The sequence below is a fragment of the Hymenobacter frigidus genome (genome assembly GCF_014640435.1).
Taxonomy (GTDB): domain Bacteria; phylum Bacteroidota; class Bacteroidia; order Cytophagales; family Hymenobacteraceae; genus Hymenobacter; species Hymenobacter frigidus.
Genome location: NZ_BMGY01000004.1, coordinates 45,599 through 65,561 on the forward strand (window position 1 = coordinate 45,599; position 19,963 = coordinate 65,561).

Here is a 19,963-nt window from a genome sequence, read left to right on the forward strand (position 1 = left end):
CAAGCTCAGCATGACCGTCATTCTGGAAAAGGGCAACTCAAAGCCGGCGGCGCCAGGCGGCCACCCGCACCAGCAGCGTGGCAAACACCATCACGCTAATCGAGCTGATGGGCATGAGAATAGCCGACACGATGGGCGTGAACCGGCCCTGCACGGCCAGCGCCAGCCCCACGCCATTGTAGCAAAACGACAGCACGAACGTGGCCAGCACCACCCGCAGGCAGTCCCGCGAAAAGCCCATAATGGTGGCCAGCTGCCCAAAGCTGCCGGCTTCGAGGATGGCGTCGCAGGCGGGCGAGAAGTTGGTTAGGGTATCGGTGAGGGCGATGCCGGCATCGGCGCGTTGCAGCGCCCCGGCGTCGTTCAGGCCATCGCCCACCATGACCACGGTGCGGCCCTGCTGCCGGAGCGCGGCAATGTAGTCGAGCTTCTGCTGCGGGGTTTGGTGGAAGTGCAGCTCCGCCTGTGGGCCGAATAGCGCACGCAGCCGCGCCTGTTCGGTCTCGTTGTCGCCCGAGAGAACGGCCAGCCGGTAGCGTCGGTTGAGCGCCGCCAGCACCTCGCACAAATCGTCGCGGTACACGTTGCGAAAGATGTAGTAGCCGCTCAGGTTATTCCCCAGGCTGATGAACACGCGGGATTGCAGGTTTTCGGCGGGTTCAGCAGCTTCGTTGGTGGCGACCGCGGCCCCAACAAAGGCGGCCGACCCGACCCGGACCACCACGCCGCCCACGGTGCCGCGCAGGCCCTGGCCAGGGATTTCGGCGAAGCCGGCCACGGCAAGCTGGCTGGGTGGCAGCTCTGCCGCCAGGCGCTGGCTGAGCGGGTGCGTGGAGTGGCGCACCACGGCGGCCACGGCCCGTTGCTGGCCCGGGCTGAGGGCGGGGCCGAGGTACTCCACGGCGGCTTTTTTTACATCGGTGAGCGTGCCGGTTTTATCGAACACGATGGTGTCGGCGCGGCCCAGGGTTTCGACCACGGCGGAGTTTTTCAGGTACAGCGTGCGGCGGCCCAGCACCCGCAGCGCGGCCCCCATGGCGAAGGGCGTGGCCAACGACAGCGCGCACGGACAGGCAATCACCAGCACCGAGGTGAAGGCGCGAAGGGCCATTTGCGGGTCCTTGGGGTACCAGTAAGCCACCGCGCCCAGCGCCAGCGCCAGCGTGAGGCCCACGAAGTAGCGGCCCACGTGGTTGGCGTAGGTTTCCAGGTTGGCCTTCTCTTCTTTCTGAAACGCGGGGTTGTTCCACAGCTGGGTGAGGTAGCCCTGCGATACTTCGCGCACCACTTCCAGGTCCACGGCCTCGCCCACTTGCCGGCCGCCGGCGTACACGGTTTCGCCGGCTTGCCGGGCTACCGGCACGCTCTCGCCCGATACGAAGCTGTAGTCAATAAGCGCCGTGCCGCGCAGTAGAATGGCATCGGCCGGAATAATTTCCTGGTGGCGCACCCGAATGCGCTGGCCGGGCTTCAGCTCTTTCACCGATACCGACTGCTCGCCGGTTTTGGTGAGCAGCGTCACGGCCACCGGGAAGTAGGAAGTGAAGTCGCGGTCGAAGCGCAGGGCATCGTAGCTGCGCTGCTGCACCCATTTGCCGATGAGCATGAAGAACACCAGTCCCGTGAACGAGTCGAAAAAGCCCGGCCCGCGCTGCGTCATCACCTCAGACACGCTGGTGATGAACAGCGCCGTAAGCCCCAGGCTGATGGGAAAATCGAGGTTGATGTAGCGCTGCCGCAGACCCTGCCAGGCCGAGCGGTAGAAGCCCCGCGCGCTCACCAGCAGCACCGGCAGGGACAGGAGCAAGCTCAGCCAGCCAAAGAAATTCCCGAAGGTGCTTTGCAGCTGTCCGCTAAAGGAAAAATACTCCGGAAAGGCCAGCAGCATCACGTTGCCGAAGCCGAAAGCGGCCACGCCCAACTGGTAGTAGAGCGTGCGGGTGCCGTGGTGCAGCTGCGCGCCCAGCTCGGCCAGCGTAATCCGGGGCTCGTAATTAATGGCCGCCAGCAGCGTTACCACTGCCTTGAGCGAAGTGGTTTCGGGGTGGTAGCTCACGGTGAGCTCCTTGCGCAGAAAATTGACCCGCGAGGCGGAAATGCCCGGGTTCAACTTAAACAGGTTTTCGAGCAGCCAGATGCACGAAGCGCAGTGCATTTGGGGAATGCTGAGCGTGAGCCGGGCCAGCGTGGGCGACCGAAACGCCAGCAGTTGGCCCTGCACCGATTCGAGGTCGAGGTAGTCGAAGCGTCCGGGCAGCTCCACGGCCCTTACTTTCTGGCCCGGCCGCTCGTCGAGGCGGTAGTAGGTGCACAGGTTGCTGGCCGCCAGTAGCTCATACACCGCCCGGCAGCCGGGGCAGCAAAAGCTCAGCGCGGGCTGCGCCACCAGCCTGATGGGGTCGTCGGGGCAATCGTCGCCGCAGTGGGTGCAGGCAACGTGGGTCAGCGGGAGGGCAGGCGCGGGAGCGAGGGTAGGGGGCACGGCGGGCAGTGGTTGGCAGCCGCAAAGCTCCGGGCCCGCCCTAGCTCACTGGCTGACGAACGTCAGGTGCCGACCTGATTCATCTCAGGTAGGCGGGTGGGGGAGGCCGTAGTTTTGTCCCAGTCTACCAACTGCCGGGCGGTCGCGATTTCGCGGATGGCCCCGGTTCACCCGCATTGCCCAACTCCCCGCCCATGACTCCCACCCGCCCCGATATCACCTCCGAAGCCGACGTCAAGCAATTGGTCGACACCTTTTATGACAAGGTCAATGCCGATGCCTTGCTCGCGCCGATATTCAATGGGTTTGCCCAAGTCGATTGGCCCAAGCACCTGCCAGCCATGTACGATTTCTGGAGCAGCCTGCTGCTGGGTACTTCGCGCTACCACGGCCGGCCCTTCCCCAAGCACCTGCCGCTGCCCATCGATGCCACGCATTTTGAGCAGTGGCTGGTGCTGTTCAACGTCACCGTGGAGGAGCTGTTTGCCGGGCCCCGGGCCGAGGAAGCCAAGGTGCGCGCCCTCAACATTGCCAACATGTTCGAGTTCCGGCTGCGCGGCCGTGGCTCGCTTTCGCTGCTCTAGCCCGCGGCCGGTGCTCACCGGGGGCTTACTGCTTTTGGTTCGCTGAGCACTTCATCGCGGTGGTTTTCGTGGGCAAAAACCTGCAGCAGCACCCCTAAATACGACAGCAGCAGCGGCCCGATAACCAGGCCCAGAATCCCGAACAGGATGATGCCCAGCGTCACGCCCGCCAGCGTCACCAGCGGGTGCACGTTGCCGATGTAGCGGGCCAGCACGATGCGCAACAGGTTGTCCACGTTCATCACCACCACGGCTCCCACCAGCAGAATGCCCACGCCCTGCCCCGTGGCCCCGTGCGCAAACTGGTAGAGCGCCGCCGGCCCCCAGACAAGGGGCGTGCCCAGCACGGGAATAAAAGAGACAAAAAATCCAACAGCTCCCCAAAAAAGCGGGTCGGGCACGCCAAACACTAGCAGCAGCAGGCCCGTGAGCACGCCCTGTACCAGCGAGATGAGTACCTGGCCCACCACGTTGGCTTTCACGTTGTTCTGCAGGGATTCCTGCAGCTTGTCGAGGGTATCTTGCCGGAAGGGGAGGAAGCGCCGCAGGTGGTGCAAAAACGCTTCTTCCTGCACAAACATGTAGTATAAGGTGAAGAGCAGCAGGGCCATCACAAAAATGAAGCGCAGAATACTGCCCGCCAGCGTGGGCAGCCACCGGGTCACGCTGCTAGCCAGCTGGGTCAGCAGCGCCCGCACATTCTGCTCGCTGGTGAAGGCGTAGCCCGTCAGGCGCTCCAGCCGGTGCACCACGGCCAGCACCTGGCTGGTGTACTGGCCAATGTCGCGCAGCCGCTCCACCAGCATCATGCTGAGCACATAAAAGGGAATCATGAGCACCACTATCGTAAAGAGCAGCAGCAGTGCCGCCACCAGCTGCCGGTTCCAGCCGCGCCGGTGCACCAGCGCCGCAAACCAGGGCCGCAGCGCCACATACAAAATCCCCGCGCCCAGAAACGCCGACAAATAGTTGAGTAACCCCAACAAGACGAGCGCGCCCAGCACCAGCAGTACCACTATCAGCAGCGTGTGCCGTTGGCGCTGGGTGTAAATATTTTGAGGGGCGTGCGCCATAGAAAAAAGAGGTTGCCAAATGAATGCCGTAGGACCTGGGCCAGTGCGCGAAAAGGCCCTTCCAGAGCCTACGCGCCCAGTCCAGGCCAGACTGGCCCCCATAAAACTAGGATGGCCCGCCAGCCGGCCCAATGATAAAACTCATCTATTCGCCTGCAATCCCTCATTAGGGCAGTTTCGAAGTTCGTGTACGTGTACGATGTAGCGTGGACTCTGCGAGTCCGCGCCCGGCCCGGCCGACACGCGGACTCGCAGAGTCCACGCTACACGTACACTAACCCTGGAACCGCTCTACCACGCAAAAACGGCCTCAGCCGCCCCAAACGGGGCCACTGAGGCCGTAAAAGACACCTTTGTGCCGGATAGCTTACTTGCGCAGCATCTTCAGCAGCTCCTGCGCGGCGAGCTCCGACGAAGCCGGGTTCTGGCCGGTAATCAGGTTGCCGGCCGTCACCACGTAAGGCTGCCAGTCGGCCCCTTTCGAGTAGTTGCCGCCGTTTTCCTTCAGCATGTCTTCCACCAGGAAGGGCACGATGTTGGTCAGCTGCACGGCTTCTTCCTCGGTGTTGGTGAAGCCAGCCACCGATTTGCCCTTCACCAGCGGCGAGCCGTCGGCAGCTTTCACGTGGCGCAGCACGCCGGGGGCGTGGCACACGGCCGCCACCGGCTTGCCGGCGGCGTACAGGTTTTCAATCAGGGCAATCGACTTGGCATCTTCGGCCAAATCCCACAGCGGGCCGTGGCCGCCGGGGTAGAACACGGCGTCGAAATCCTCGCCCTTGATGGTGTCGAGCGTCACCGTATTGGCCAGGGCCTGCTGGGCCGCCGGGTCTTTCTTGAAGCGCTCCGTGGCTTCGGTCTGGGCGCTGGCATCGTCGCTTTTGGGGTCGAGGGGCGGCTGGCCACCCTTGGGCGACGCCAGGGTGAGCGTAGCGCCGGCATCTTTGAAAACGTAATAGGGGGCCGCAAATTCCTCCAGCCAGAAGCCGGTTTTGTGGCCGGTGTTGCCAAGCTGGTCGTGCGAAGTCAAAATCATTGCAATTTTCATGGAATCAGGTATTTGGGTGGTGTTAAAAATGTTGAAAAAAAGGTTGAGTCTGTGCTTAAGTCACTTTCACAATGGCTTTGCCGGTGTTTTCGCCCTTAAACAGGCCCAGAAAAGCCGTCGGAATCTGATCGAAGCCTTCAGTGATGGTTTCTTCGCCTTTCAGTTGGCCTTCGAGGTACCATTCGGTGAGTTGGGCCAGGCCTTCGGGCCACCGGCTCAGGTAGTCGCTCACGATGAAGCCCTGCAGCCGGGCACTGCTCTTGAGCAGCTTGACCTCGGGCCTCGGGCCGGTGGGTATTTCGGTCGCGTTGTACATCGAAATCTGGCCGCAGATGGCAATGCGGGCGTGTTTGTTGAGGTGGTCGTACACGGCATCGGTGATGGCCCCGCCCACATTATCAAAGTAGCAGTCGATGCCGTGCGGGGCGGCGGCGGCCAGGGCCTTGCCCAGGCTGGGCGTGGTTTTGTAGTTAATGGCCTCGTCGAAACCCAACGCTTTCAGGTAGGCCACTTTTTCGTCGGAGCCCGCCGTGCCGATAACGCGCGCGCCTTTGATTTTGGCCAGCTGGCCCACCACCACGCCCACCGCGCCGGCCGCGCCGCTCACCACCACGGTTTCGCCCACCTTGGGCTGGCAAATGTCGAGCAGCCCGAAATACGCCGTGAGGCCGGGCATGCCCAGCAAGCCCAGGAAGTAGCTGGCCGGAGCCTTGTCGGTGGGCACGCGGTTCAGGGTTTTGGCATCGGCCACGCTGTACTGCTGCCAGGGCAGGTTGCCCACCACCACGCTGCCCACGGGCAGCTGCGGGATATGGCTTTCCACCACTTCGGCCACCACGCCGCCCGTGATGGGCTCGCCCACGGCAAACGGAGCGATGTACGACTTGGCCTCGCTCATCCGGCCGCGCATGTAGGGGTCAACCGACACATACAACGTCTTGAGGAGCAGTTGGCCGTGTTCAGGAGTGGGCACTTCGCGCTTTTCTAATCGGAATTGCGCAGCCGTGGGCATACCCGTGGGCCGGCTGGCGAGAACGATGGTTTTGTTGTTCATAGCAAAAGAGCGTTGCGCCGGTCGGTAATCAGGCCAGCTGGGTAAGAATGTGGGTCAACTGGGTGCGCAGGGCACTGATTTCGGCCGGCGACATGTGCAGCTTGTCCAGCATGTCGATGGGAATGCGGCCGGCCTTGGCCTGCAGCGCCCGCCCGGCCGGCAGCAGCCCGATGATGACCGAACGCTCGTCGCGTGGGTCGCGGCGGCGGCTCAGCCACTGCTTTTGCTCCATGCGTTTGAGTAGGGGCGTCAGCGTGCCCGAATCAAGCAGTAGTTTCTCGCCCAATTCCTTTACCGTCAGCTGGTCGTGCTCCCAGAGGAGCATGAACACCAGGTATTGCGGGTAGGTCAGGTCCAGGGCCAGCAGGTGGGGCTGGTAGGCCTTGGTCACCATCCGCGACACGGCGTAGAGCGGGAAGCAGAGCTGGTTTTCCAGCTTCAGCACGGAGGTGACGGGCGGCCGGGCGGCGGGAGTATCAGTGGCGGCGGTTTTCATAGAGTAGGCCTAACAAACGAAGTCTGATTGCATAAGGTTTAATTGTGGACAATTAAATCAGGCAAATGGTTACTGTATCGGCAAATGGAAACGAGGCTGTTCAGATGTAAAAGCTGCTTAAAGCAGTTTCGGAGTTTGTGTTCGTGTAGCGTGGACTCTGCGAGTCCGCGCCCGGCCGACACGCGGACTTGCAGAGTCCACGCTACACGTACACGAACCCCGGAACCGTTCTAAGTATGAACGACCAAGTGAGGATACGCCTATTCTCACCGCTCCCGAAACGCGGAAAATTACGCGAATAGTCTGTCGCTCGGCAACAATTTCCGTATTCCGCTGGTCTGCGTCGTCCCAGACCAACCACTATTCATGTCTTCCCGTTACTTATTGCTCTTACTTGTTGGGTTGTCTCAACTACCTGCCGCCGCCCAAACGCCCCTCGATACCATCCGTACCGTGGCCCTGGCCGAAGCTACCGTCACGGGCTACGGCCAACGGCTGCCGTTGCGCCGCACCGCCGCCGCCGTGGGCGTGATTGATGCCCGCGTGATTGCGCAATTCAGCCCCGCTGCCCTCACTCAGGCCGTGAATACGCTGCCTGGCGTGCGGCTGGAGGAGCGGGCCACGGCCAGCTACCGCCTCAGCATTCGGGGCAGCACGCTGCGCTCGCCGTTTGGGGTGCGCAACGTGAAAGTGTACTACAACGGCATTCCCTTCACCGAGGCCAGCGGCAGCACTCCCCTGAACCTGCTCGACCCCGCCATCATCGGGCGGCTGGAGGTGCTGAAGGGGCCGGCCGGCAGCGTGTATGGCGCGGGCACGGGCGGCGTGGCCCTGTTCGGTACGCCGGAGGTGGCGGCGGGCAGCAGCGCGGTGGCCGTGGGGGCCACGGTGGGCAGCTTCGGGCTGCGCCGCAGCACCATCACGGCCGAAACGGGCAGTGCCACCAGCAGCGTGCGCGCCCAGTACGCCCACCAGGAACTCGATGGCTACCGCCAGCAAAGCGCAATGCAACGCGATGTTTTTGCACTTGATGCCCGCACCGTGGCCGGCCCCAAAACCACGCTGGCGGTCCACTTGCTCTACACCGATATCAGCTACCAGCTACCGGGTGGCCTCACCCGGGCGCAGTCCGTGGCCGACCCACGCCAGGCGCGCCCGGCCACCCCGGCCCGGCCCGGCGTGGCCGCGCAGCCCGGCACGGTAGTCCAGCGCACTTTTTATGCCTCGCGCTTCGGCTTGCTGGGTTTCACGCATGAGTACCGCTTCACGGACCGGCTGGAACTGCAAACCACGCTCTACGGCAGCGGCACGGCCATTCGCACGCCGTTCTTGTTCGATTATGAGCGGAATACGGCCGTGGGCACGGGCGGGCGCATGGCCCTGCGCTACCGCACCACGCTGGCCGGCCGCACGCTGCGGCTGCAGGGCGGCGGCGAGCTCCAGGCCAGCTTTTTCAACGGGCGCAGCTACCAAAACCTGGCCGGCACGCCCGGCGCACTGCGCTACGACGACGAAATCACGACCACTACCGGCTTCGCCTTCGCGCAGGCCGACTACGAGCTGCCCGCCGATTTGCTCCTGACCGTGGCCGCCAGCTACAACCGCCTGCGCTACCGCATTGCGCGGGTGAGCAATGCCGCCGCCAACCCCAGCGGCTACCAGCTCAGTCGCGATTTCCGGCCCGTGCTTTCGCCCCGGGTGGCATTACTCAAAGAGTTTAATCCTCAGCTGTCGGTATATGCCAGCGTGAGCACTGGCTTTTCAGCGCCAACTACGGACGAAATCCGCACCTCCGATGGCAGCCTCAATAGCGAGCTGCAGGCCGAGCGCGGCATGAGCTACGAGGTGGGCACCCGTGGTAATTTTTTCAACAACCGGCTGCTCTACGAGGTGAGCTTGTTCGATTTGAAGCAGCGCGAAACCATTGTCAGCAGCACCACCGGCCAGGGTATTGTGGTGTTCCGCAACACCGGCCGCACCCGTCAGCGCGGCCTCGAAACGGCGGTGAGCGGCTGGCTGTGGCGGCAGGTAACGCCGGAGCCGGATAGCAAAAACGTGCGCCTGTCCGACCGCGGCCTGCGCGCCTGGGCCAGCTACGCCTACAACAACTTCCGCTTCGGCCGCTACACCAGCGGCGGCCCCGACTTGCGCGGCAACCGCCTCACCGGCACCACGCCGCACACGCTCAGCGCCGGCCTCGATTTCAACGAGCGCCTCGGGTTTTACCTCAGCCCCAACCTTAGCCACCAGGCCCGGGTGGTGCTCAACAACGCTAACACGGAGGAAGCGTCCGGCTATTGGGTATTCGGGGCGCGGGGGGGCTGGCGGCGCACTCTAGCCAGGCATCTCGAAACCAATATTTACGCAGGAATCGATAACCTGACGAACCGGAATTATAGCCTCGGCAATGACCTGAATGTCCTTGGTGGGCGCTACTTTCAGCCGGCCCCGGGCCGCAACTGGTACACTGGCGCGCAGGTGGGCTGGAAGTGGTAGGGCGTGGTTTTTCAGGCATAAAAAAAGGCTTTCATCAATCGATGAAAGCCTTTTTTGGGATAATGGAGCAGGTTATTTCGGCTCCTGCTCTTCGGGCAGGGTGAAAGCGCGGTCGCTGGGGTTGATGAGCTCCTTAGGTAGGGCATCGGGGTCGCCGCCAGCCTGGGCGCGGGTGCTCATATCCTCCTCAAAGGTGCGCAGGGAGTCGTCCATCTGGTCGGCCTTTTCCTGGCCCGAGGCGTTGTTGTCGTCCAGCACCTGGCCGTAGGTGGCGGCGTCAAGCATGGGCGTAGAAGCACCGTCTTCGGAGGGCTCTTGGTCGAAGGTATCGTTGGGATTAGCGGGCATGAGAGGGGGGAAATCGAGGTAATGAAATAGAAGGACGTTGTGCTTATTCGTCGGTGGCGGGGTTGTCGGCGGGCTCGCTGCGGGTGTTGTGGGTACCACCGCCGGCGTAGCGCGGGTCGTCCTGGGCCCAGGCCTGGCGCTGCTCGTCGGCATCGGCGTGGCTAGTGGCGCGCACGGCTTCGGGGTCCTGGTTTTGCTCTACGTGGCCGGCCTGGTCCTCGATTTTGTCGGGGGCTTTCTCGGCTTCTTTAAGGTCGCGGAATTCGCTGAACTCGTCGGGGTTGTCGTTGGAGCCGCTGCGGCCGGGCGGGGTGCCATCAGCAGGCTGCGGGGCATGGTTAGCCGCCAGCGGTGCCGAAGCGGCTACGCCACCAAACTCGCCATAATTGGGGCTGCTGGGGTTGGCGTCAGTTGAATTCGTGTTGGGTTGAGCGGCTTTGCGGGGCTGGTCTTCAGCCGGCGACGCGGAAGGGTTTTGCGTATCCATGGGAATTGAAAGAAGAGGAGGATAAACCAAACGGGGCGAACCCGTTTTTTAGCACCTGTACGCAAACAAGCCGCCGCCGTTCATCTCTGCTTCCAGTTACCGCTTTTTCCACTCATCAATTCCCGCCGAAATGTCCATTAAGCACCATCCCGACACCCAGGAGTTCACCACCACCCGCGCGGGCCACAAAGGCGAGCTGGCCTATTCCCGCCCTGCCGACGGCACTATCGACTTCACGCACACCTTCGTAGATGAGACCCTACGGGGCCAGGGCGTGGCCGAAGAGCTGGCCCGCGCCGGCCTGTCCTTCGCGCAGGAAAACCACCTAAAGGTGAAAACGACCTGCACATTCATGGCCGGTTTCGTGCAGCGAAACCATGCCGAATACGCCGAGCTGCTGGCCTGAGCCTTGCCTTTAGGGTGCGGGTTACTTTTAAAAACTGCTGTTAAAAAGTAGTCCGCATGGTAAGAAAGAGGCCCTGGACGCTTGCGCGGCCAGGGCCTCTTTCAATATCAGAGCTGTCGAGGTATTACTGCACCACCAGGCGGCCGGTGTATTCCACGTCGGCGCAGGTGACGCGCACGGCGTAGATGCCGGCGGGCAGGCCGTGCAGGTCCACCACTGCCGCATCGGTCGCCCCGATGGTGGCGGTGCGCTGGCGCACGGGGCGGCCCAGCACATCGAGCACGGTCACGGTAGCGGTGCGGGCGCTGGCCGCGCCGGGCAGGCGTATCTGCACGCTGTTGGTAGCCGGGTTGGGGTAGATTTCAAGGGCGTTGCGCAACACCTTGGCGGCCTGCGTGGCCGTGGGAATGAAGCAGGCCGCGCTGGTGTAGCTGCCTACACCGGCATAGTTATCCACGCCGACCGCCGACCAGGTCACGCTGCCGTTCGGGCCGTTCCAGCGGCCGCCCTGACTGGTGCTGGGCTGGCGTACCAAGGTGTTGTTCATGGTCGAGCCGTTGGATACGGTCCAGCCGGTGGTGCCGGGGGTCTGGCCAATTACGCCAATAACATCGAGCGTATCGGTGGCATCAAACAGGGCGATGGACTGTGACCCGTTGAAGAAGCAGACGTTGGACAGCACATCGGTCTGGGCCAGGGTGGTGGCGTCGGTCAGGCCGGTATTGCCGATGACGTACACGTCGCCGGGGGCAATGGTGCCGGTCAGGTTCAGGGTAGCAGTGGGCGTGGTGGCACCGGCGGCGTACAACGCCACGCGCTTGCCGGCCAGCGGCATGGGGGCCAGGGTGGGGTTATAAATTTCCAGCACCTTGGTGTTGCCTGACTGCGACTCCACGTACTGCGTGAAGTACGGCTTGGTGCAGGGCGCGCCGGCCGGGGCCGCGTCATCGTTCAGAATGGTGAGGGTGTGGCCGCTGGGCTGCCCTATGATGATGGTGCCGTTAGAAGGCGTGCCCAGGCGCAGGCGCACCGTCTCGTTGGGCTCGAAAGTGACGTCGCCAACCACGGTCACGGTCACGGCTTGGGTGAGGGAAGTGCTGCTAAAGGTGAGGCTGGTGGTATTCAGCACGTAGTCGCTGGGGGTGGTGGCGGTGCTGTTGGCCACGTCCACGCTCACCGGCACGGTGAAGGAGCTGGTGGGCAGGGTGCCGCTGGCCGTCACGTTCACGGTGTAGGTAGCGGTGCCCACGTTGCCTTCCTGAATGGTGCCACTGGCCGAGGCGAAGGCTACCGTAGGAGCCGGCCCGTCGTCGTTGGTGATGGTGAGCGTGTGGGTGCCGGGGCTGCCCACGCTGTTGCCGGTGCTGGCATTGGTCAGGTTCAGCACCACGGTTTCGTTGGCTTCAGGCTGGGTATCGCCGTCCACGGTCACGGTCACCGTCTGGCTGGTGGTGCCGGCCGGGAAGGTCACCGTAGTGGGCGTAGTAAACGTGAAGTCGCTGCCGCTGGTAGCCGTCGAGCTGGCCGCGTCGAGGCTAACCTGCACGGTGGTGGCCGTGGTGGCGGCCGGGGTTAGGTTCAGCGTGGCGGTGTAGGTGCTGGTGCCAGCATTGCCCTCGATGAGGCTGCCGCTGGCGGTGACAAAGCTGAAGACCGGGCCGGGAGGCGCGAGGCCCCAGGCCGTGGCTACGGTGCCGGGGTAGGCAATGTAGGGGTTGAAGTTGCCCTGGCTGGCAGCCACGCGGTTGTTGCGTTCAATCTCGCGGGCATCCACGGGGTCGGCCAGGTGCCAGCGGTAAAAGGTGGCCAAATCGCCCAGGGCCGTAATCACGCCCTTGCCCGGGTCGAAACTCTCGTTGGCGTGCATGGTGTAGAAATAGAACGCCGCGCGGGCCAGGTCGCCTTTGTGGTCTTCGCGGGGCTCGAATTGCGAGTTGGTGTCCTCGCTGTACTCGTCGATGTTGCTCGTCGGGATGGTCGTCAGGCGGGTGGTATTGCGTAGCCAGCCCAGGGTGGTGGCATCGGGAATGTCGGCAAAAGGGTCGGAGCCCCGGTCCGAGTTCCACTGGATGCGAGTGGGGTAGAGGTGGTGAATATCGGAACGCATCCGCACCGCTTGGTCGAACCACGACTGCGGGATGCTGTGCTCGGTGTTGATGTTGGCCACTACGGCCGGGTTGGTGCTGGTTGCGTTGAAAGGCACGCTCTCAGCATAACCCGAGTACACGCAAGTGACGGTGTTGTTAACGTTGTCGATGTAGTTGTACATGCGGCCGCGGGCATCGCCGTAGGAGAGGACCACGCGCTTGCCGTCGTACCAGTTGGCGCGGTACCAGTCGCGCAGGGCCACGCCCTGCAGGTTGGCCGGTGGGGCAGCGGGCATGGGCGGCACCGTTTGGGCATAAAGACCCGCAGGCACCAGCCCAAACGCTACCACAAGCAAAGCGAAAATGTGTTTCATGAGAAGAAAACGAGGATGAGATGAAGTAAGGGATTCAGGAAAGAAGCGGAGCAGAAGGAAGTGGTAAAGATACTGGTTTCGGGTCGCGCCACTGATAGTCCGCGCATTACCAGGCCGATAAGACTTCCGCCGTACTTTCGTGCCCACAGCACCTTCCTGTTTCATCCGTTTAGCTCCCTCTCAATCATCATGGCCGATATCACCCCCGCCGAACTCCACCAGCGCCACCAAACCGGCGAAACCCCCACCATTATCGACGTGCGCGAAACCTGGGAGCACGAGGAAGGCTGCATCCCCGGCGCACAGAACATTCCGCTCGGCACCCTGCCCGATAAACTCGACGACATTGACGAGTGGAAAAATCAGGAAATCATCGTGCACTGCAAGAGCGGCAGCCGCTCGGCCTCGGCCAAAGCATTTCTCACGCAGCAGGGCTTCACCAACGTGCGCAATCTGGTGGGCGGCTACCAGGCGTACCAGCAAGGGTAAGGGTGCACCGCTGGTGATGCAGCGCGCAGTCCTGCATCACCAGCGGTGCTTTGTCTGCGTACAAGTTGGGTACTTGCCATGAGCAAGTTTTCGACTCTTCTAATTCCCATGCCCACCACGCCCGCTGCCGAACTACAAGCCGCTCTTGCCACCGTTCAGCCCGCGGCCGAGCGATTGCAACACGCCCTCGACCTAATCGGCCCGCATCTGCGCGCCGACCGCTGTTTTCTCTACGTGCGCGACCCGCAGCGGGGCCGGGGCCGCATCGCCCTGGTGTGGCGGCTGGATGAAGCCGTGCCCGACCCGCGCCACGACTGGCAGGACGACACCGGCGACCTGCCGAAGGAAGACCCGCTGTTTCGGGCTGCGCTGGCCACCCGGCCCTCCGTGTATGTAGACGATGTGACCGAGGCCGGCCCCGACGTGCTCGACCAGGAGTTTGAGCGCCGCACCTTCGGTCACCGCGCCCTGGTTCATGCCCACATCGTGGAAAACGGCCAACTCTGGGGCATCCTGCAGCCCTGCGTGTTCGGCCACCCGCACCACTGGACGGCGGCCGAGCGCGAGTACCTGGACGCTGCCACGCCGCTGCTGCTGCCCGTGGTGCAGGAGTACATGCGGGGCATGGACGTGGGAGTTTCCGTTACGAAGTAGTTTGTCAGAATTCGGCCGATGTAGAGGTACAAACCACTTCGTAGTGAGCATTGCGAAGGATGACAGTTAATTACTGCTTATCACCCACGGTTAATGTTCCATCGGCCGCGTAGGCCAGCTCGCCCCGGTCCACCATTTCGCGCACGGCTGCCGTCACGTCCGCCGCCTGTTGGGGCGTAAATGCCGCCAGCAGCTCACGTGGCGTCGGACCCATTTGGCGGACGTACGCCAGCAGCGGTTCGCGTAGCGAAGGCGACTGCGCCGCTACCTGGACCGCTTTTTTCTCGGCCAGGCAAACATCGCAGACCCCGCACCGGGCCGGGTCGGTTTCATCGAAATACGTGAGGAGCAATTGTTGGCGGCAGCGGGTGCCGGCCAGGTACAGCCCTACGGCGTTGGTTTTGTGGCGGGCCAGGTCGCGGGCTGCCGTCATCCGCACTTGGTCGATGGGCAGCTTGGGGGCATCGAAGCGCGGCGTGGTGAACATGGCCTGCGGCGACTCGCGCCGGGGCTGGTAGTGCAGAATACCCGCCGTGTGGAGGTAGCGCAGCTGCTGGCGCACCTCCGTCACGCTGCGGCGAAGGTGGGTGGCCACGGCATTCTCCGAAATATTCTGAAAATCGGCAAACAGCTCGCCGCCGTGCAGCCGCAGCAGGGCCTTTATCAGCAGGTCATGCTGCGCGTTGGCCACCTGAAACGCGTACAAATCCTGATGATTCATAATCAGGTGCACCCGCGCCGGACTGTTCACTGCTTCGTTCAATTGCACGAAGCCTTCGCGCTGCAAAATCCTGAGCGAGTTGTGCGCATCCACTGCTTTGATGCGGTAGGTTTCGGCAAACTGCTGCAAGTCGAACTCGAAGGCCGCCAACTCGCCGCCACCCACCGCCGTGCGCGAGTAATTGGCCAGTGCCTGGTACACGCGCCGCACCGTATCGAGTGGCGGAAACGACTGGTTGGTGCGGCGGCGCAGCTCGTCGGCATCATTCGGGCCGGCCAGCAGCACGGCGAAGGCGTACTGGCCATCGCGCCCGGCGCGCCCGGCCTCCTGGTAATAGGCCTCCAGGGTGTCGGGCGCATCGAGGTGGGCTACGAGGCGTACGTCGGGCTTGTCGATGCCCATGCCAAAGGCGTTGGTGGCTACGATGAGACGCACTTTATCCGCAATCCAGTCCTGCTGCACCTTGGTGCGCTGCTCCGATGGCAGCCCCGCGTGGTAGGCCGCCGCCGAGAACTTGTGCTGCTGCAAAAACGCCGCCGTGTCCTCCGTCTGGCGCCGGGTGCGGGCGTACACGATGCCGGTTTTGGTTGGTCCCACGCCGCGCACCACTTCCAGTAGCCGGCGCAGCTTATCCTCGGTGGGCAGCACCGAATACGACAGCTTGGGCCGGGCAAAGCTCTGCCGAAAAACCCCCGAGCCCGGCCGAAACTTCAGCTTCTCCACGATGTCGGCCTGCACCTGGGCCGTGGCCGTGGCCGTGAGGGCAATGACCGGCGTGCCCGGCGGTAAGGATTCGCGTAGCTCCGCGATGCGCAAATACGGCGGCCGGAAGTCGTAGCCCCACTGCGAAAGGCAGTGCGCTTCGTCCACGGCCAGCAGACCCACGTTCATCTTCGCCACCCGCACCTGAAACAGCTCCGTGAGCAGCCGCTCGGGACTCACGTACAGGAACTTCACGTTGCGCCCGTACACGCAGTTGTCCAGCGCGTGGTCGATTTCCTGGTGGCTCATGCCCGCGTAAATGGCCTCGGCTTTCAGCCCGCGCTTGCGCAGGTTGTCCACCTGGTCCTTCATCAAAGCAATGAGCGGCGACACCACCAGACAGATACCCGGCCGCGCCAGGGCCGGCACCTGAAAGCAGATACTCTTGCCCCCGCCCGTGGGCAGCAGCGCCAGCGTATCGTGCCCCGCCAGCACCGAACTGATGATTTCCTCCTGGCCCGGCCGAAATGCCGTGTGGCCCCAATGCTCGTGCAGCAGCGTCAGGGGCGAGATATCAGCAGGAGAGAAGGACATGCGGCGAAGGTACTGCACCCGAAAAAGAACGTCATGCTGAGCGCAGCCGAAGCATGACGTCCTTTTTCGGGTGCAGTGCGGGCAACAAAAAAGCCCGGTACCTCACGGCACCGAGCTTCTCAACTAATCTGGTCAAAACTTAAGCGGCAGCTTTCTCACCGTTCTCACGGTCATCGATGGCCTTGCGCAGCTTGGCAATCGACTGAATGGCGCGCTCCTCGTCGAGCCGGTTGATGTTGAGCAGCATCTTGGTCTTCTCGGGGCGGGTAATTACCGGATGGTTCAGCAAGCGGATGATTTCCTCTTTCTGGGCCGCCGTGGCGTACTGCACCGGGGCGTTGGCTTGCTCGGCGGCGATGGCGGGAGCCTCGGCGGGCACTACCTGCATGGCGGGTACCGGCTGGACCACGGCGGCAGTTGGTGCGGGGGCAGCTACAACGGTGTTGGTATTGTAGTCCATCTCTTCAGCGGGCGTGGGCTCGTAGCCGGCGGCGCGGATAATCCAGGCCAGGCAGTTGCGGTAGGCCTTGCCAATGGCGCGGGTCTGGGCCATGCTCATGATGGCAAATTCCTGGTAGAATTTCTTGCCGCTTTCCTTGTTCGAGCACACGGCGAAGCCGGCGCCCACGGTGGTCTGGTGGCGAAGGTCGAACAGGGTCACCTTGGCTTGATACTTCAGCTCGCCCTCAGTGCTCACGTTGATGACGTGCTCCACGATGGGCACGATGCCCAGGCGCGAGCCGGCGTACTGCCAGCCTTCCACATTCACAAACTCCTTGCCCTGCACATTCGTGGTGAGCTTGTTGTCCTTGATAAACTTGGCGAGGTCCTTCGCCAGGTCCAGGGTTTCGTCGGAGCGGCTAATATCGAAGTTCTCGACTTTCACTTTCTTGGTAATGTCCTTGGTGGTTTTGGTGGCCTCGTTCATGGCTTTATTCTTTAGTAATGTGTCCAACTGATGTTCGGGTTTATAACCGAAGCATTGCGAGAAACGTGCCAGAAAAGCCAAAAATATTGGTAAATTTTAGTGGTGTCAGTCAGGTTGTTGCATAGGTAATCGGGCGATATTAAAACTAATCAGATTGGGCAAGTGGTCGAAATGGCTAATTCCCTTTTGAAATCGGACCTGAAAGCTTTCCCGCAGCGGGCGCACAGGTTTGCGCAGCAGGAAGAAAATCTGGTGCAGCTCCTGGGCGTTTTTGGTGTCGAGGTTGCCGCTGGGTTCGTCGGCGAAGATGATTTCGGGGGAGTTAATCAGGGCGCGGGCCACGGACACGCGCTGCTGTTCGCCGCCGCTCATCTCGCTGGGCTTGTGGTTGGCCCGAAATTCCATGTTCCATATGACTTACGCACTTTGGGGTAGTTTAGGCAAAAACGCACGCTCATGCTGACCCAAACCACTTACATCGAGTACCTGCTCAGTACGCCCAATAACTATACCTGTACGCACTTGGCGGCCCATCTGCCCGACGTGAGCCACGACCAGGCGAACCGGTTTTTGCGCACGAGCACACTGCCCGTTAATTAGTTGCGTGAGCTGGTGACTCCCCTGCTCCGCGACTCCCCCGAGGCCTCTCTGCTCGTTGATGACCGCGTACAAGACAAACGCTACAGCCGTTCCATCGACGTAACCAAGCGCCAGTACCCGGGCAACGCGCACGGCATGGTCACCAGCATCGGGCTGGTCAACGGGTGCACAGCAGCGGCGAAACGGGCGATTCTCCGCCCTTGGATTACCGCGTTTGCGCGCCCGACCAGGACGGATAGACGAAAAAACGACCATTTCCTGGCCCTGTTTGACCAGTTCGTGGCAGCGGATAACCTGCTGGCCCGCCGAATGGGGCTAACCATTTACCAGGCGCACCAACAGCAATGGGCACCCTACCTGCGGCAGCTGCTCCAAAAATTATTCACCTAAGCACTTGCGGAATTAAACATGTGAGTACTGATATATTTATTTTGATATTTAAAGTTATTTTATGATATTAGCAACATGGCAGATGCTTTAGATAGGAACTGGGGAGGTGTCAAGGCGGTCATCTTTGATGTTGATGGGACGCTTTATGCGCAGGCTCCGTTGCGGCGCAAAATGCGGCTCGACCTAATCGGCTACTATGGCCTGCGGCCCTGGCGGGTAGGGGAGCTGCTGTTGCTCCGCCGCTTTCGGACCGAGCGTGAAAAGCACGCTGCTACGACCGCTCAGAACCTGGAAAGCGCCCAATATGAATGGTGCGCCCGCTCTACCGGCTATTCGGCCCAGCAGGTCAGGCGAGTGGTCGACCAGTGGATTTTTCGTCATCCAAATCAATACCTGGCCGCCTGCACCTACCCCGGCACCCACCTTTTTTTTGCTGCACTCCGGGCCAATGGTATCAAAATCGGCATCTACTCCGACTACCCGGCCCACGAGAAGCTAGCGGCCATGGGCCTGCAGGCCGATGTCGTCATCAGCTCCACCGACCCGGAGGTAAACGCTTTCAAGCCGAATCCCTTCGGGCTGCGATACCTAGCGGAGCGGCTCGAATTGGCCCCCGAAGACTGCCTGTTTATCGGCGACCGGCCCGAACTGGATGGTGCCTGTGCCGCTCAGTCTTCCATGCCTTTTCTGCTGGTAGAAAAACAGCCTCTCGCCGACTTTACCTTCTTCCACCGGCTTCATCGTCGCTTTTTTGACCACTCATTACGCGCCCATTGCCATGAGCCACACGTCCTCTTCGTTTGATGCCGTAGCCACCGAGGCGGCCCTGCCCACCGTGCCCGCCAACCTGAAAGACTACATCGCCATTGCCCGCCCCGACAACTGGGTGAAAAATGTCTTCATTGCTCCAGGGGTCCTTTTTGCCTTCATCGTCTATAATCCCACGCTCGACGCCGCGCTCTGGCTCAAGTTGGTGCTGGGCGTGCTGAGTACCTGCTTGGTCGCGTCGGCCAACTACGTCATCAACGAGTACCTCGATGCCGAATTTGATAAATTTCACCCTCTCAAGAAGAAGCGGACTTCGGTGGTGCGGGTAGTCAATCCGGTACTGGTCTATACCGAGTGGTTTATGCTGGCGCTGGGGGGCTTTGTGCTGGCCGCTCAGGTGTGCGTGCAATTTCTGCTCATGGCCATGTTCCTGCTGTTTATGGGCGTGATGTACAACGTGCGCCCTTTCCGTACCAAAGAACGACCCTATATCGACGTGCTTTCCGAATCGATAAACAACCCTATCCGCTTCGCATTGGGCTGGTTTATCGTTGCGCCGGGTATTTCCCTCGCAGCCCCGGATTTTCTACAGCTGCTCAACAGCTTCCCGCCGTCGAGCATCATCATTGCCTACTGGATGGGCGGTGCCTTTTTGATGGCCACGAAGCGCTTTGCTGAATATCGCCTAATTGATAATCCCACCATGGCGGGGCTCTATCGGCGTTCTTTCAAGTATTATACCGAGCACAGCCTGCTCATCTCCATGTTTTTTTACGCGCTAACATCAGCGTTTTTTCTTGGTATTTTTCTCGTCAAAAACCGTATCGAACTGCTTGTCTCCTTTCCGTTCTTCGCGCTGTTATTCTCTTGGTATCTGCGAATCGGCCTGCTGAAAGACTCGCCGGTGCAGGGTTCCGAAAAGCTGTATACCCGCTACTGGTTTATGCTCTACGTCGTGCTGTTCTGTGCCTTGCTCACCACACTTATGTTCGTGAAAATCCCGTGGCTAAACAACCTTTTAGAGGACCACTACAACCTGAAAAGTAATTAGGGCCACAAAGCGTGATATAAGCTTTCCAGCTACAGGAGACTCCTTTTTGGAAGACTCCGCTCGTTTTTAACTGGCTCTCCTGTCCACTGCATCAGTGAAAGTGCCGTAGCGGGCTTCGTTCAACGGTAATC

At 61.7% G+C, this 19,963-nt stretch carries 17 protein-coding genes and 2 pseudogenes; 8 read left to right on the top strand and 11 right to left on the bottom strand.

Annotation, left to right across the window (positions count from 1 at the left end; translation table 11 throughout):
* Nucleotides 1-37: 37 nt before the first annotated feature.
* Complete coding sequence (locus IEW17_RS03090) at nucleotides 38-2,482, bottom strand: heavy metal translocating P-type ATPase (RefSeq protein ID WP_229748780.1); 2,445 nt, start codon at nucleotides 2,480-2,482, stop codon at nucleotides 38-40.
* Nucleotides 2,483-2,676: 194 nt separating this feature from the next.
* Here IEW17_RS03090 and IEW17_RS03095 point away from each other — a divergent pair, with 194 nt between their 5' ends.
* Nucleotides 2,677-3,066, top strand: coding sequence for a group III truncated hemoglobin (locus IEW17_RS03095; protein ID WP_188560557.1), 390 nt, complete (start codon nucleotides 2,677-2,679; stop codon nucleotides 3,064-3,066).
* A gap of 14 nt (nucleotides 3,067-3,080) precedes the next feature.
* Here the strand turns inward: IEW17_RS03095 and IEW17_RS03100 are convergent, their stop codons facing one another.
* The 4 genes from IEW17_RS03100 to IEW17_RS03115 form a co-directional block, all read right to left on the bottom strand.
* Nucleotides 3,081-4,139, bottom strand: a complete 1,059-nt coding sequence (locus IEW17_RS03100; RefSeq protein ID WP_188560558.1) for an AI-2E family transporter — start codon at nucleotides 4,137-4,139, stop codon at nucleotides 3,081-3,083.
* A gap of 367 nt (nucleotides 4,140-4,506) precedes the next feature.
* On the bottom strand, nucleotides 4,507-5,187 hold the full coding sequence (locus IEW17_RS03105; RefSeq protein ID WP_188560559.1) for a type 1 glutamine amidotransferase domain-containing protein: 681 nt from the start codon (nucleotides 5,185-5,187) through the stop codon (nucleotides 4,507-4,509).
* 55 nt (nucleotides 5,188-5,242) lie between these two features.
* Nucleotides 5,243-6,241 carry an NADP-dependent oxidoreductase gene (locus tag IEW17_RS03110; RefSeq protein WP_188560560.1) on the bottom strand — a complete coding sequence of 333 codons (999 nt, stop codon included), beginning with the start codon at nucleotides 6,239-6,241 and terminating at the stop codon, nucleotides 5,243-5,245.
* Nucleotides 6,242-6,269: 28 nt separating this feature from the next.
* Nucleotides 6,270-6,737, bottom strand: a complete 468-nt coding sequence (locus tag IEW17_RS03115; RefSeq protein WP_188560561.1) for a MarR family winged helix-turn-helix transcriptional regulator — start codon at nucleotides 6,735-6,737, stop codon at nucleotides 6,270-6,272.
* A 402-nt stretch (nucleotides 6,738-7,139) separates the two neighbouring features.
* On the opposite strand from IEW17_RS03115, the gene IEW17_RS03120 reads away from it, so the two are divergent.
* Complete coding sequence (locus IEW17_RS03120; RefSeq protein ID WP_188560562.1) at nucleotides 7,140-9,233, top strand: TonB-dependent receptor; 2,094 nt, start codon at nucleotides 7,140-7,142, stop codon at nucleotides 9,231-9,233.
* A gap of 72 nt (nucleotides 9,234-9,305) precedes the next feature.
* Here IEW17_RS03120 and IEW17_RS03125 read toward each other — a convergent pair whose 3' ends face one another.
* On the bottom strand, nucleotides 9,306-9,581 hold the full coding sequence (locus tag IEW17_RS03125; protein ID WP_188560563.1) for a hypothetical protein: 276 nt from the start codon (nucleotides 9,579-9,581) through the stop codon (nucleotides 9,306-9,308).
* A 43-nt stretch (nucleotides 9,582-9,624) separates the two neighbouring features.
* Entirely contained in the window at nucleotides 9,625-10,068 is a 444-nt protein-coding gene (locus tag IEW17_RS03130) for a hypothetical protein (RefSeq protein WP_188560564.1), read from the bottom strand.
* A gap of 130 nt (nucleotides 10,069-10,198) precedes the next feature.
* Here IEW17_RS03130 and IEW17_RS03135 point away from each other — a divergent pair, with 130 nt between their 5' ends.
* Complete coding sequence (locus tag IEW17_RS03135; RefSeq protein ID WP_188560565.1) at nucleotides 10,199-10,474, top strand: GNAT family N-acetyltransferase; 276 nt, start codon at nucleotides 10,199-10,201, stop codon at nucleotides 10,472-10,474.
* A gap of 124 nt (nucleotides 10,475-10,598) precedes the next feature.
* On the opposite strand, the gene IEW17_RS21215 is transcribed toward IEW17_RS03135, so the two are convergent.
* Nucleotides 10,599-12,935, bottom strand: coding sequence for an endonuclease (locus IEW17_RS21215; RefSeq protein WP_188560566.1), 2,337 nt, complete (start codon nucleotides 12,933-12,935; stop codon nucleotides 10,599-10,601).
* A gap of 189 nt (nucleotides 12,936-13,124) precedes the next feature.
* On the opposite strand from IEW17_RS21215, the gene IEW17_RS03145 reads away from it, so the two are divergent.
* Both IEW17_RS03145 and IEW17_RS03150 read left to right on the top strand, forming a co-directional pair.
* The gene (locus tag IEW17_RS03145; RefSeq protein WP_188560567.1) at nucleotides 13,125-13,424 is read left to right on the top strand and encodes a rhodanese-like domain-containing protein; all 300 of its coding nucleotides are present in this window, start codon (nucleotides 13,125-13,127) and stop codon (nucleotides 13,422-13,424) included.
* Between the two features lie 108 nt (nucleotides 13,425-13,532).
* A complete protein-coding gene (locus IEW17_RS03150) occupies nucleotides 13,533-14,078 on the top strand; it encodes a GAF domain-containing protein (protein WP_188560568.1) in 546 nt (181 codons plus the stop codon).
* A 70-nt stretch (nucleotides 14,079-14,148) separates the two neighbouring features.
* Here the strand turns inward: IEW17_RS03150 and IEW17_RS03155 are convergent, their stop codons facing one another.
* From IEW17_RS03155 to IEW17_RS21405, 3 genes and pseudogenes are all read right to left on the bottom strand, one after another.
* A complete protein-coding gene (locus IEW17_RS03155) occupies nucleotides 14,149-16,095 on the bottom strand; it encodes a RecQ family ATP-dependent DNA helicase (protein ID WP_188560569.1) in 1,947 nt (648 codons plus the stop codon).
* A 139-nt stretch (nucleotides 16,096-16,234) separates the two neighbouring features.
* Nucleotides 16,235-17,050: a hypothetical protein gene (locus tag IEW17_RS03160; RefSeq protein ID WP_229748781.1), complete on the bottom strand. Its 816-nt coding sequence runs from the start codon at nucleotides 17,048-17,050 to the stop codon at nucleotides 16,235-16,237.
* 78 nt (nucleotides 17,051-17,128) lie between these two features.
* A pseudogene (locus IEW17_RS21405) lies at nucleotides 17,129-17,419 on the bottom strand (ATP-binding cassette domain-containing protein); the annotation flags it as partial.
* 60 nt (nucleotides 17,420-17,479) lie between these two features.
* On the opposite strand from IEW17_RS21405, the pseudogene IEW17_RS21575 reads away from it, so the two are divergent.
* From IEW17_RS21575 to IEW17_RS03185, 3 genes and pseudogenes are all read left to right on the top strand, one after another.
* Nucleotides 17,480-17,929, top strand: a pseudogene (locus IEW17_RS21575) (IS701 family transposase); the annotation flags it as partial.
* A gap of 159 nt (nucleotides 17,930-18,088) precedes the next feature.
* On the top strand, nucleotides 18,089-18,817 hold the full coding sequence (locus IEW17_RS03180; RefSeq protein ID WP_188560572.1) for an HAD family hydrolase: 729 nt from the start codon (nucleotides 18,089-18,091) through the stop codon (nucleotides 18,815-18,817).
* Nucleotides 18,792-19,832, top strand: coding sequence for a UbiA family prenyltransferase (locus tag IEW17_RS03185; protein WP_188560668.1), 1,041 nt, complete (start codon nucleotides 18,792-18,794; stop codon nucleotides 19,830-19,832). Before IEW17_RS03180 ends, IEW17_RS03185 begins: the two co-directional genes overlap by 26 nt.
* The last annotated feature ends 131 nt before the right edge of the window (nucleotides 19,833-19,963 follow it).